The following is a 12,824-nucleotide window of genomic DNA, read 5'->3' on the forward strand; positions in this document are numbered from 1 at the left end:
GTGAGCGACGTCCTCACCTATACGTTGATGGGGGGCTCGGCGCTGATGTTCGCGGCATCAGCGGGCTTCCTTGGAATCGGCATCTACCAGAACTACTTCGAGCGCTTCATTGACGAGGTCCGCGACGAGTCCGCGGGCGGCGTCAAGGGCATGGGCTCGGTCACCATCCGCAAGCTGGGGGTGATCAACCGCAAGCTGATGTGGCCGGGCTATGAGGCCGGGATGCGCCGCAAGCTCATCAAGGCGGGCGAGCCCCACGCGTTCAAGCCCGAGGACATCATGGCGCTGCAGGAGATCAGCGCCGTGTTGGGCCTGCTGGCGGGTCTCATCCTGGTGAACGGGGTGGGGGAGAACCTAGCCTATTCGCTTCTCTTCGCGCTCTTCGGAATGTACTACCCGCTCATCTGGGTGAACGATCAGGTGAAGAAGCGCCACCTGCTCATCTCCCGGGCGCTGCCCTACAACCTGGACCTGCTGACGCTGTCGGTGGAGGCCGGTCTGGACTTCACCGCGGCGCTCGCCAAGGTGGTGGAGAAGGGCAAGCATGGGCCGCTGCGCGAGGAGATGCAGATCGTCCTCAAGCAGCTCAAGATGGGCAAGACGCGTGAGGAGGCCCTCAAGGCGATGATCGCCCGGGTGGATCTGGCGTCGCTGTCCACCTTCGTCACCGCGCTCATCCAGGCGGACAAGATGGGCACCAGCCTCGGCAAGGTGCTGCGCATCCAGTCCACGCAGCTGCGCATCGACCGCACCCAGCGCGCCGAGAAGCTGGCCGGCGAGGCGCCGGTGAAGATGCTCTTCCCGCTCATCGCCTGCATCTTCCCCACGGTGTTCATGGTCCTCTTCGGGCCCATCGTGTTCCAGTTCATGTTCGGAGACGTGGGGGGGTAGGGCCCTTGGGGTTCCAGCTCACCATCGCCAAGGGCCTGCAGGCGGGCAAGGAGCTCGTCTTCGAGCAGCCCGAGGTCAATATCGGCCGCACGTCGGAGAACGACGTGCTGCTGAAGGACAGCGGTGTATCCCGCCGGCACGTGCGCATCTCGGAGCGGCTGGGGCACTACTTCGCCCAGGACCTGGGCAGCTCCAACGGCACCCTGGTCAACGACAAGCCCCTCTCCGGGGAGCAGGAGCTGCACACCGGGGATCGCATCTCGCTGGGGCCCGTGGAGCTCGTCTTCAAGGAAGTGGTGAGCGAGGACGACGCCACCCGGCCCTTCATGCCGGTGGAGGTTGACGACGCCACCCGGCCCATCCGGCGCAACCTCGCGGCGAATGTGACGGCTCCGGAGGAGCTGCCCTCCCCGGAGGTGATGTCGGCCCGGACGACGGAGTTCGCCCGGATCGTCCCGCCCGCCGCGCCTCGTGCCTCGACGCGCTCCGAGCTTCCCGCCCTGGCGCCCGCGGCGCGTCCTCCGACGCGCACCGAGCTTCCCGCCTCGGGGCCGCCGGTGCTCGTCCCCGCCTCCGGCCCCCCGGTGCTCGTTCCCGTCTCGGACGCTCCCGCGCAGGGGAGCGGGGCTCCTCCCCGTTCGGCGACGATGGGCGCGATGCGGGCCGTGGTGCCCGAGACCCAGGCTCCGTCCCGGACCGCGTCCCGGGTCGCGCTGGTGGCGACCCCCGCGCCCGGCGCCGCTCCGCTCGCTCCAGAGGTCCCGACCCGGACCGTGTCCCGCGCCGGGATGAAGGTGGCCTCCTCGCCCGACGAGGCTCCCGTGCGTGCCTCGGGCTCCTCCGAGGGCCTGTCCGCCGCGGACAAGGCCCGGCGCCGACGCGAGCTGGGCGGCACGATGGGCGGCCAGCTCACGCTCTGGTGGTCCGAGCTGTCCGGGGGCGGCAGGTTCCTCATGTTCCTCGTGGCCCTGGCCTTCGTGGGGGGCATGCTGGCCGCGGTCGACTTCGCCTTCCGCGCCCGGGTGGGTCGCTCGGGGCCCTCGGGCCCGGAGCCCGTGACGCTCACCCTCCAGTCGCTGCCGGACTCGTTCGGCCTGGGCGAGGAGGTGATGTGGGAGCAGCCGGACATGAAGTCCTTCGACTTCGAGTTCGTCTCGCCCACCCGCGCCGTGGGCATCCTCCGCTACCAGGCCAGCGACATCTCCAAGGAGGAGGTCTCCGTCTCCGTCAACGCGGCGAACGTGGGCTGGGTGCCTCCGGATACAATCAACGCGGAGCGCGAGGTGCAGCAGATCCTCTCGCCGACCGTGCTCAAGCGCAACGAGCGCAACCACGTCGTCTTCGACAACGTGCGCAATCCCCCGGGCCGCGAGGGCTGGCGGGTGTGGAACCTGCGGCTGGAGATCATCCCCGTGCCGGACCTGCCCCCGCAGGAGCTCCTAGAGACCGCGCGCGGCTACGCCGTCCGGGGTCGCGACTACTACCAGCGCAAGGCCGTGGGCGCCGAGAACCTCTTCCACGCCTGGGACAACTACCGCTCGGCGTGGATCACCCTGGAGGCCCTGGAGCAGAAGCCGGACCTCTACCACGACGTCCGTTTCATGCTGGGCCAGATCGCGGTCGAACTGGACCAGAAGTGCGGGCAGGTGATGCTGGATTTCCAACGGTACATCCAGTTCAAGGACAGGAAGCGGGCGCGCCTGGTGCTGCAAGAAATGACCAGGCGCTTCCCTACGGCCGCGCATCGCTGCCACAATCTGGCGCTCGATAAGGCCAACGAGTACGGGCTGTGAGGCCCGTGCTCGCGTACCAACCGAAGTGGTGATCTCCCATGTCGAACGGTTCTCCTCCCGCACGCCGTCGTCCCGCGACGGGTTCCTCCTCGGGTGGTGGCGCCACCGGTCAGCGTCCCGCGGCACGCAAGACGGGCGCTGTGCCGGCCGTGCGCCCCGAGCCCCCGCCCGTGATGGGGACGAAGCTGATGGTGTCGGCGGGTCCTCACGCCGGTGAGGAGTTCGCGCTGGAGGATGGCGAGTACGTCATCGGCCGCGCCAACGACAACCCCATCTGCATCCCGGACACCTCGGTGTCGCGCAAGCACGTGCTGGTGCGCCGCGTGGGCGGTGGCTGGGCGGCCAGTGACCTGGGCTCCGGCAACGGCACCCTCCTCAACGGCGAGCCCATCTCCGATGAGATGCCGCTGTCCCACGGCGACGTCCTCACGCTCGGCGACACGGAGGTGACGTTCCAGGACGCCTCCAACGCCACGATGATGATGCCGATGCCGTCGGCGCCTCCGTCGCGGCCGAGCCGCAGTGGCGCCAGGGCCGCCGCTCCCGCGCCCGCCGCCTCCGACGAGGGAGGCGAGGCCGCCGTCCCGCGGCGTCCGCCGCCCCGGCCGGAGACCCGCGCGCGCCCCGCCCGGGGTCGCACCGGGACGTCGGCACCGGATCCGCAGGCGCAGAAGCGCAAGAAGCGCCTGCTGCTCATGACCGCGGCCGTCTTCGTGATGCTGTTTGGCCTGCTGGCGGCCATCAAGGTGAAGCAGCAGCAGCAGGCCGAGGCCGAGGCCGCCGCGGCGGCCGCCGCCGACGAGCGTCGCGCGGCGCTCGGTGGCCTCTTCCAGGACGCCAAGAACCTCATCCGCGAGGGCAAGTGGGTGGAGGCCAAGGCCAAGCTGCAGGAGCTCCAGGCGGAGGAGCCCGACTACGTGCAGCTCTCGGACTACCTGGCGCGCGTGGAGAAGGAGATTCCCAACCAGGAGGCACTCGACGCGACCAAGGCGGCGCTGGACAAGAACCAGCTCGGCAAGGCGGCGGCCTCCCTCGCCAAGGTGGCCAAGGACACCCAGCTCTTCGAGCAGCTCGGCGCCTACGAGGCGGCCCTGAAGGAGAAGGCCGAGAAGCGCGTGCGCGAGGCGCAGGCCCTGATGGAGCAGAAGCAGCTCGAGCTGGCCAAGGCCATCACGGACGACGTGCTCGCGGCCCTTCCCAACCACCGTGACGGCAAGGTCATCGCCGAGCAGGTGGCGCTGGCCATCGAGATCCGCGACCGCCCGGCGCCGACGGCTCCGCCCCCGCCCACCGTCAAGCCGTGGGACCAGTCCGTGGATCGCTTCCGCGACGGGGACCAGAAGGGCGCGATGGACATCGCCACCGGCTGCGCGAACAAGAGCTCGCAGTGCAAGGCGCTCGTCACGCAGATGACGGAGTTCGGCAACCTCTACAAGCGGCTGGAGGATCTGGACGCCAAGGGGCTGATCCGCCTGCTGGACCTGGACAAGAAGATCACCAACGGCCGGGGCAGCAAGCTGGCCCGCAACGCGGGCACGCGCGCCTCCAACATCTTCTTCCGGAGCGCCTCCTCGGCGAAGGCGTCCGGTCAGTTCGGCGTCGCCATGGCCAACGCCCAGCGCGCCCTCCAGGCCGACCCCAGCCATGCCGGCGCCAACAACATCGTCGCGGAGCTGCGGCAGAAGGCGAAGGACCTCTACCTGCAGGCCTACGCCCTCAAGGACACGGATCCCCAGGAGGCCGTCCCCAAGTTCCGTGAGGTCATGGCCATGACCTCGTCGGACGACGAGACGCACCTGAAGGCCAAGTCCTGGATCGAGAAGATTCAGCAGCGATGAAGAAACGGCGAGGAACCGAAGAGGCCCCGCCGACCCCCGCCGGACAGGGAGACCTCTTCGGTGGCTCGCTCGGGGCGTTGAAGCGGGCGGCGGCGGTGGCGGCCTCGAAGCCACCACCCAAGCCGCCTCCCGCGCCCGCTCCGCCCCCGGCTCCCTCGGAGCTGAGGGACGTGTCCGAGTCGCTGCCGTCGCTGCCCGGCGCCCCCCCGCGCACCGCGCCCACGCGCACGGTGCTCACCGTGGGCGAGCTCACCCAGCAGCTCAAGCAGACCATTGAGTCGCGCTTCCCGCGCGTGCTGGTGCGCGGCGAGGTGTCCGGCTTCCGCGGCCCCAACGCGCGCGGTCACCTGTACTTCACGCTCAAGGACGCCGAGGCCTCGCTCGACGTGAAGATGTGGGCCTCGCAGGCGGCGCGGCTGCGCTTCGCCCTGCGCGATGGCCTGGCCGTGGTGGCCGAGGGCAGCGTGGACCTCTACGCGCCCGCCGGCCGCTACAGCCTCATCGCCTACAAGCTGGATCCCGAAGGGGAGGGCGCCCTGGCGCTCGCCTTCGAGCAGCTCAAGGAGCGGCTCGCGGCCGAGGGCCTCATCGGCGACAACCGCGTCCGCCCGCCGCGTCCGCTGCCCTTCCTGCCCCGGCGCATCGGCGTGGTGACGAGCCGCACCGGCGCCGCCCTGCAGGACTTCCTGCGCGTGCTGCACTCGCGCCACCCGCGCCTGTCCGTGCTGCTGTGCGACGCGCGCGTGCAGGGCGAGGGCTCCGCCGAGGAGGTGGCTCGCGGCATCGAGCGCCTGTCCCGCTCGGACGTGGACGTCATCGTCGTCACCCGCGGCGGTGGCTCGAAGGAAGACCTCTGGACGTTCAACGAGGAGCGGGTGGCGCGCGCCATCTTCGCCTCCCCTGTGCCGGTGGTGTCCGCCATCGGCCATGAGATCGACTTCACCATCTCGGACTTCGTGGCGGACTGGCGTGCCCCCACCCCCAGCGCGGCGGCGGAGCGGCTCGCCCCGGTGCTGCAGGACCTGGAGTACACCCTGGCCACCTGGTCGCTGCGCCTGCGCAAGGCCACCGAGCGCCGGGTGCTGGAGCTGCGCGAGCGGCTGGGCTCCGTGCGCGGGGACCTGGTGGATCCCCGGCGGCAGCTCTCCACCGAGCGGCTGCGGCTCTCCGACGCCGAGGACGCGATGACGCGGGTGATGCGTCAGGTGCTGCGCGAGCGGCGCGAGGAGCTCCGGGCACACTCCGAGCACCTGCAGCGCCAGCGTCCCCAGGCCCGGCTGGCCGAGCAGCGGGCGCGGCTGGTGCAGCTCTCCGCCCGGTTGAAGGACGCGGTACGAGCGGACATGGCGGACCGGCGGGCGAGGGCCGCCCAGGCCCGGCTGGAGCTGGAGCGCATCTCCCCGATTGCCCGGGTGGTGGAGCTGCGTGCGCGGCTGGCCGACAGGAAGTCCCGGTTGGTCGCCCTGCAGAAGGACGCCCTGTCGTCCGCACAGCGACACTTCCAGGGCCTGGAAGGTCGGCTGGACGCCATGAGCCCCCTCAAGGTCATGTCGCGCGGTTACTCGGTCACCTTCCGGAAGCGCGACGGAGGGGTGGTGCGCTCCGCCTCGGACGTGCAGCCCGGTGAGGTCCTCGGTATCAGGTTCGCCAACAACGGGGCGAAGACACTCCAGTCGTGCGAGGAGGTTGAAGCCACCGTCACCGCGGTGAAGGGTCCGGTGGATTGCTGACGTCCGGGTGCAGGTCCCCCTGGCACCCGGGCGGGCGCCTCCTCTAGAGTCCCGCGGCTTTTTCTCGTCGAGGTGGACCGGACGTGGCGAAGGACAGCAAGGGCAAGGTGGCGGAGGAGGTCCCCGAGCAGTACGGGGACGTGGTGCAGCGTCTCGAGGACGTGGTGGCGCGGCTGGAGGGCGGCACCCTGTCGCTCGAGGACTCGCTCAAGTCGTTCGAGGAGGGCATCAAGCTGGTGCGCCGCGGGGAGCATCTCCTCAATGCCGCGGAGAAGCGCATCGAGGAGCTGCTCACCGAGGACGGTCGGGACGTGGTGGTGCCACTGCAGACGGGCGTGAAGGCCCCCACGGTGCCCTCGGCTCCCGCTCCGGCCTCGCGGGGAAGCGCGGGCTCGTCCAAGTCCGTGCCTCCTCCCGAGGATGACGTGCCGTTCTAGTCCCTGGCGTATAGACCTACCGGTACCCCCATGCCGCAGCCCAAGGTCACCATCGTCGACGACGACCGCGACACGCGGGAGTTGCTCTCGCTCGCCCTGGAGTCGGAGGGCTTCGAGGTCACCGCCGCGGCCAACGGCCTGCGGCTGATCGCCTCCCTGCAACTCAAGCGGCCGGACGTCATCCTCATGGACGTGAACATGTCCTGGATCGACGGCTTCGAGCTGTGCAAGGCGGTGAAGAAGAACGAGCAGTTCCGGGACATCCCGGTCGTCTTCGTCAGCGGGCGAGGGGAGCCGGAGGACAGGCGGCGCGGCGTGGAGGCCGGCGCCGCCGACTATTTCGTGAAGCCGTTGGATCTCAACGTGCTCATCAAGCGGCTGCGCGCGCTCATTCCAACGCCCGCCGCCGAGGTGCCCTGACATGTCGTCTTTCGATCTGGAGTCGTACCTGCGGACCCAGGTGGAGCGGGTGGAGAGCCTGCTGCGCTCGCGCTCGGAGGAGCAGGGCACGCACGTGCCGGCGCGCCTGCTCGAGTCCATGCGCTACTCGCTGCTGGCCGGGGGCAAGCGGTTGCGGCCCGTGCTGTGCCTGGCCTTCGGCGAGGCCGTGCTGCGCCAGAGCCAGGTCTCCCGCGTGGTGGAGGACTGCGCCTGCGCGCTCGAGTACATCCACACCTACTCGCTCATCCACGACGACCTGCCGGCCATGGACGACGACGACATGCGCCGCGGGCGGCCCACCAACCACAAGGTGTATGGCGAGGCCATGGCCATCCTCGCGGGGGACGCGCTCCTCACGGACGCCTTCGCCCTGGTGGCGGGGGGCGCGGAGCCGGTGCGCGGCATGCTCTGCCGGGAGCTGGCCGTGGGCTCGGGCTCGGTGGGCATGGTGGGCGGCCAGGTGCTGGACATCGCCGAGGATCGCCCGGCGCGGATCGACTACCTCACGCGCATGCACCGCCTGAAGACGGGCGCCCTCATCCGCGCCGCGTGCCGCATGGGGGTGATCGCCGCCGGTGGGGACGCGGACGCGCTGGCCCGCGCGGACACCTACGGGGAGGCGGTGGGGCTGGCCTTCCAGATCGCCGACGACGTGCTGGATGTGACGGGAGATGCGGCCTCCATGGGCAAGGCCGTGGGCGCGGATGCCGCCGCCGGACGCTTCACCTTCCCAGCGGTGCTGGGGCTGGAGGAGTCCAAGCAGCTCGCCGCGCGCAAGGTGGCCGAGGCCATCGCCGCCGTGCAGCCGCTGGAGCCCCGGGATGGCCCGCTGGCGGCGCTCGCGCGCTACTCGGTGGAGCGACGCTCGTGATGGAGCGGCTCCTGCCGCGCATCCAATCCCCCTCGGATGTCCGGGCGCTCCCCGAGTCCGACCTGCCTCGCCTGTGCGAGGAGCTGCGTGAGGACATCATCTCCCTGTGTGGCCGCGTGGGTGGCCACCTCGGGGCCTCGCTGGGTGTGGTGGAGCTGGTCGTCTCCCTGCACCGCGTCTTCCACTCGCCGCAGGACGCGATCGTCTTCGACGTGGGCCACCAGGCCTACGCGCACAAGCTGCTGACGGGCCGGCGCGAGCGCATGGGCACCCTGCGCCAGGCCGGCGGTCTCTCTCCCTTCCTGGACCCCCGGGAGAGCCCGCATGACGCGCTCGCCGCGGGCCACGCGAGCACCGCCGTCTCCGCGGCGCTGGGCATCCTCGAGGGCAAGCATCTGCGGGGCCAGCCCGGGCACGTGGTGGCCTTCGTGGGCGACGGCGCGCTCACTGGCGGGCTCACCTTCGAGGGCCTTAACAACACCGGGGGCACGCACCTGCCGCTGGTGGTGGTGGTCAACGACAACCAGATGTCCATCTCCGCCAACGTGGGCGCCATCCCCGCGCTGCTGCGCACGCGCCAGGCCCGTGCCTTCTTCGAGGCGCTGGGCTTCACCTACCTCGGGCCAGTGGAGGGGCATGACCTCGGGGCGCTCACTCGCGCCTTCCACGAGGCCCGGGCCTCCACGCGTCCGGTGGTGGTGCACGCGCTGACGCAGAAGGGCCGGGGCTTTCCCCCAGCCGAGGCGGACACGCAGACGCGCGGCCATGCCATGGGGCCCTACGAGTGGCGCGACGGCAAGCTGGTGCGCTCGCGCGGCGGCCAGCGCACCTTCAGCGAGGCCTTCGCGGCCGTGCTGGAGGAGACCATGGCCCGGGACTCGCGCGTGGTGGCGGTGACGCCGGCCATGCTGGAGGGCTCGGCGCTGGTGGGCCTCAAGCAGCGCTACCCCGAGCGCGTCTTCGACGTGGGCATCGCCGAGCCGCACGCCGTCACCTTCTGCGCGGGACTGGCGGCCTCGGGGCTGCGGCCGGTGTGCGCCATCTACTCCACCTTCCTGCAGCGCGCGTACGACCAGGTCATCCACGACGTGTGCCTGCCGGGCCTGCCCGTCGTCTTCGCCGTGGACCGCGCCGGGCTGGTGGGGGCGGATGGCGCCACGCACCAGGGCACCTATGACGTGGCCTCGCTGCGGCCCGTGCCCGGCCTCACCCTGATGGCCCCGGTGACGGGGGAGGACCTGGAAGGGATGCTCTCCACGGCGCTCGCGCTGCCCGGGCCCTCGCTCCTGCGCTTCCCTCGCGGCACCCTGCCGACGCTGCCGCCGGAGCTGCACGCGGGCCCGGGCCCGGTGCGTGGGGCGCGCTGGCTGAAGCGGGGGCAGGAGGCCCGGGTGTCCTTCATCACCCTCGGGCCGCTGGGAATGGCCGCGCTGGAGGCCGCTGCCTCGGAGCCGGACTGGAGCGTGCTGGACGCGCGCTTCGTCTCCCCGCTCGACGAGGCGGCGGTGCTGGAGGCCGCCGCGTGCGGGCGCGTGGTGGTGGTGGAGGAGGGGACGACGCACGGCGGGCTGGGGAGCGCCGTACTGGAGCTGCTCGCCGCGAACAGAGTGAATGCCCGGGTGACATTGATGGGCATGCCGGACGCGTTCGTGCCCCACGGAGACGCGCGCGTGCAGCGGGCCGAGCTGGGGCTGGATGCCGCGGGCCTGCGGCGTGCCGCCCAGGCTCTGCTCGCCGAGGAGGCTCTGTCGTGAAGCCGCGCAAGGAGCGCCTCGACATATTGGTGGTGGAGCGGGGGCTCGCCGAGTCCCGCACCAAGGCCCAGGCGCTCATCCTCGCCGGGCAGGTGGTGGTGGCCGACCAGCGGGTGGACAAGCCCGGTGCGCTGGTGCCGGTGGAGGCGGAGCTGCGCCTCAAGGGCGAGGTGCTGCCCTACGTGTCGCGCGGTGGGTTGAAGCTGAAGGCGGCCATCGACCGCTTCGGCCTGGACGTGCGCGGCAAGGTGGCCGCGGACATCGGCGCCAGCACGGGTGGCTTCACCGATTGTCTCCTCCAGGAAGGCGCCACGCACGTCCATGCCATCGACGTGGGCTACGGGCAGCTCCACGAGAAGCTACGCACGGATCCGCGCGTCCGCTCCCGGGAGCGCGTCAATGCCCGCTACCTCACCGAGGAGGATCTCCCCGAGTCCGTGGACGTGATGGTCATGGACGTCAGCTTCATCTCGATGACCCAGGTGCTGCCGGCGGTGCTGCCCTTCCTGAAGCCCAGGGGGCTGCTGGTGGCGCTGGTGAAGCCTCAGTTCGAGGTGGGGCCCGACAAGGTGGGGAAGGGCGGGGTGGTGCGGGACGTGGCCGTGCGTCAGGAGGCCATCGACTCCGTCACCGCCTTCGTCCGGGCACAGGGGCTCACGGTGCGAGGGGTGATGGACTCCACCGTGCCCGGCCCCGCGGGCAACGTCGAGGCATTGCTCGTCGCGGACAAGCCGTAACGGGGAGAAGTCCCCGCGGGAGGTCGTCTTGACGTTTGGCTCGCGCGAGGAATTGGAGCAGCGCCTGGGCCTGGTTCCTCCTGGGGACAGGGTGCGCGGCTTCGTCTTCACCACCACCCTGGACGCGGTGCGCGAAGAAGCGGACGAGGCGGTGCTGAAGCGCTGCATCGAGGCCGCCGAGGGAGACTCCTTCGTCCCCTTCTTCAACTACCCCATGCGCTCGCTGCTGCGGCTGTTCTACGCGGCGGCGTGGGAGTTGAGCGGCAATCATGGGGGCTTCGAAAGGGCGATGTGGCACCTGGGTGCCAGGTCGGCTCCGGACTTCTTGCGGTCCGCCGTGGGCAGGATGCTGCTGGCCATGTCGGGCATGGACGTGAAGCGGCTCATCGCGGGCATCCCGGTGGCCTACCCGACGGTCTATGACCACGGCTCCTGCACGGTAAGCTGGACGGGGGCGCGCAGTGGCCGGCTCCTCCTCCAGGGCAACCTCATGCCTCCTCCCTTCATCGAGGGAGCGGTGTTGCATGTGCTCCAGGTCGTCCACTCCTCGGGGGTCCTCGTCCAGGTGCGGCGCGTGGCCCCCCGGGAGAACGAGCTGACGGTCTCCTGGGAGTGAGCGCCTCGGAGAGTCCCCGCCCTCCCGAGGGAAGGCGGGGGGCACGGGGCTTCCTTCCCGTTCAGCGCACCTTCCGGTACTGCTCCAGCGCGAGCGGCTTCACCAGCTTGCGGCCCACGCGCAGCCAGAGCGCCCCCGAGTCGTCCGTCGCACCGGCGATGGAGCCGCCCGGAATCTGGTAGCGGTACAGCTCACCCCGCTCGGCCATGTCCGTGGCGATGATCTCCACCGGCCAGGGCGTCGGTTGGGCGTCGGTGGGCGCGCCACTGGTGAGGAGGTAGAAGGCGCCGTTCGCACCCAGCACCACCTGCCGGGGGAAGAGCGCCCCACTGGGGGAGAGCGACTGTCCGTCCTTGTTCACCACCGCGCCGGTCGACGCGTTCAGGAACCACGTGTGGCGCGCGGCGACGACGGCCAGCCGCGAGCCGTCCGCATAGGGCACCAGGGCCACCACGTACCCCGTCAGGTCGTTCGAGCTCCACTTGAGGTTGGTAGGCGGCTCGCATCGCGAGTTGGTGTCCATCCCGCTGATGGCACAGGCACGGACGTACGCGCTGGTATTCGAGAGCTGCGTGGCCATGTACAGCAGCGTGCCCGAGGCGTTGAAGGCCACGGTGGGCGGCAGGTCACCGGGGGTCGACGAGAGCTCGTCGATGGTCACGATGTGGCTCCAGAAGCCATTGATGTAGTTCAGCACGCCGACCCGGACGGTGCCGCCGGGAGTGTCGTCCCCGAAGTCGTTGCCCAGTGGCACGTAGGCGGGGCCCGCTCCGGTGAAGACCGGATCGCCAATGACGAAGCCGCTCAGTGCGGTGGCGCCGCTGGCGGAGGCACTGCTGATGACCCACCTGGTGGTGCCCGCGGGGGTGATGAGCCGCAGGGTGGCCGGATCCACGCCCTCACCCGCGTCATAGACGAGGGCATTCCCCTCCGGGGTGATCGTCAGCCGATCCGCCTTCACGTTGCGGAGCGCCGTCGAACTGGTGCCCGTTTCGAACTGATTCGCGCTGATGGCGAAGATGCCCTGGTTGGGCGTCCACACCCAGCGCCAGCCGTTCTTCCGCTCGGTGATGACCGTGCTCTCGGAGCAGGGGATGAGCATCTCCAGGCGCTTCGTGGGGGCCGAGGGATTCTTCGTCACCTTGTAGAGGACCTGGCGATTGGCGCCCTCCTGGGCGCAGCCGATGAACGACACGGTGCCCCCGTTGGCCTCCTTGCCCTCGGCGATGAAGTAGTTGGGCACCACCTGCTCGTTGGCGGAGACGGCGTCGATGGACTCGGCCACCGGGAAGAAGGTGGCTGGCTGCGCCTGGGAGATGTTGGTGCGCCCGTCCGCGCAGGTGACACGCGCGGTGAGCGACAGGTTGGCGGCGATGCCCCGCGTGTAGCGGATCTCGCTCATTTCCAGCACCACGGGCGTGGGGTTGCCGCCGTAGGTCACCGTCTTGAGCAGCTCGTTGTTGTCGAGCAGCTCCAGGCGCTGCACCTGGTCACAGCCCGACGTGGAGAGGGACAGCTTGAGGCTCGTCCCCACGGTGTTCGGCTCGTCCACCACGACGCTGACCTGGGGCAGGTCCGGCGTGGTGGTGTCCGGCGGCGGTTGGGGACAGGCGAGGGAGAAGAGCGGCAGCAGCAGCAGCAGCGCCGGGCGGACGAGCCCCCGGGTTGGAGAGGGGATGGGCATGGTGGCGCGCAGTCTAACGTGCGCGCCACTCT

At 70.5% G+C, this 12,824-nt stretch carries 11 protein-coding genes; 10 read left to right on the forward strand and 1 reads right to left on the reverse strand.

Annotation, left to right across the window (positions count from 1 at the left end; genetic code table 11):
- From VF697_RS11555 to VF697_RS11600, 10 genes are all read left to right on the forward strand, one after another.
- Positions 1 to 891 (forward strand): type II secretion system F family protein, encoded by an 891-nt coding sequence (locus VF697_RS11555; protein ID WP_331094243.1) that lies wholly within the window; start codon positions 1 to 3, stop codon positions 889 to 891.
- 5 nt (positions 892 to 896) lie between these two features.
- Positions 897 to 2,684 (forward strand): FHA domain-containing protein, encoded by a 1,788-nt coding sequence (locus tag VF697_RS11560; RefSeq protein WP_331094244.1) that lies wholly within the window; start codon positions 897 to 899, stop codon positions 2,682 to 2,684.
- Between the two features lie 38 nt (positions 2,685 to 2,722).
- Positions 2,723 to 4,522, forward strand: a complete 1,800-nt coding sequence (locus VF697_RS11565) for an FHA domain-containing protein (protein WP_331094246.1) — start codon at positions 2,723 to 2,725, stop codon at positions 4,520 to 4,522.
- Entirely contained in the window at positions 4,519 to 6,252 is a 1,734-nt protein-coding gene (gene xseA, locus VF697_RS11570) for an exodeoxyribonuclease VII large subunit (RefSeq protein ID WP_331094248.1), read from the forward strand. The genes VF697_RS11565 and xseA overlap by 4 nt, the downstream gene beginning before the upstream one ends.
- An 83-nt stretch (positions 6,253 to 6,335) precedes the next feature.
- Positions 6,336 to 6,689, forward strand: a complete 354-nt coding sequence (xseB, locus tag VF697_RS11575) for an exodeoxyribonuclease VII small subunit (RefSeq protein ID WP_331094250.1) — start codon at positions 6,336 to 6,338, stop codon at positions 6,687 to 6,689.
- A 30-nt stretch (positions 6,690 to 6,719) separates the two neighbouring features.
- On the forward strand, positions 6,720 to 7,109 hold the full coding sequence (locus tag VF697_RS11580) for a response regulator (RefSeq protein WP_331094252.1): 390 nt from the start codon (positions 6,720 to 6,722) through the stop codon (positions 7,107 to 7,109).
- A gap of 1 nt (position 7,110) precedes the next feature.
- On the forward strand, positions 7,111 to 8,001 hold the full coding sequence (locus VF697_RS11585) for a farnesyl diphosphate synthase (RefSeq protein WP_331094254.1): 891 nt from the start codon (positions 7,111 to 7,113) through the stop codon (positions 7,999 to 8,001).
- Entirely contained in the window at positions 8,001 to 9,755 is a 1,755-nt protein-coding gene (locus tag VF697_RS11590) for a 1-deoxy-D-xylulose-5-phosphate synthase (protein ID WP_331094288.1), read from the forward strand. The genes VF697_RS11585 and VF697_RS11590 overlap by 1 nt, the downstream gene beginning before the upstream one ends.
- Positions 9,752 to 10,492, forward strand: a complete 741-nt coding sequence (locus VF697_RS11595) for a TlyA family RNA methyltransferase (RefSeq protein ID WP_331094255.1) — start codon at positions 9,752 to 9,754, stop codon at positions 10,490 to 10,492. Before VF697_RS11590 ends, VF697_RS11595 begins: the two co-directional genes overlap by 4 nt.
- 28 nt (positions 10,493 to 10,520) lie before the next feature.
- Positions 10,521 to 11,108: a TIGR02265 family protein gene (locus VF697_RS11600; protein WP_331094256.1), complete on the forward strand. Its 588-nt coding sequence runs from the start codon at positions 10,521 to 10,523 to the stop codon at positions 11,106 to 11,108.
- A 61-nt stretch (positions 11,109 to 11,169) separates the two neighbouring features.
- On the opposite strand, the gene VF697_RS11605 is transcribed toward VF697_RS11600, so the two are convergent.
- The gene (locus VF697_RS11605; protein WP_331094257.1) at positions 11,170 to 12,792 is read right to left on the reverse strand and encodes a hypothetical protein; all 1,623 of its coding nucleotides are present in this window, start codon (positions 12,790 to 12,792) and stop codon (positions 11,170 to 11,172) included.
- Between the last annotated feature and the right edge of the window lie 32 nt (positions 12,793 to 12,824).

Origin of the sequence: Archangium sp., from assembly GCF_036388035.1 — a bacterium.
Classification (GTDB): domain Bacteria; phylum Myxococcota; class Myxococcia; order Myxococcales; family Myxococcaceae; genus Archangium.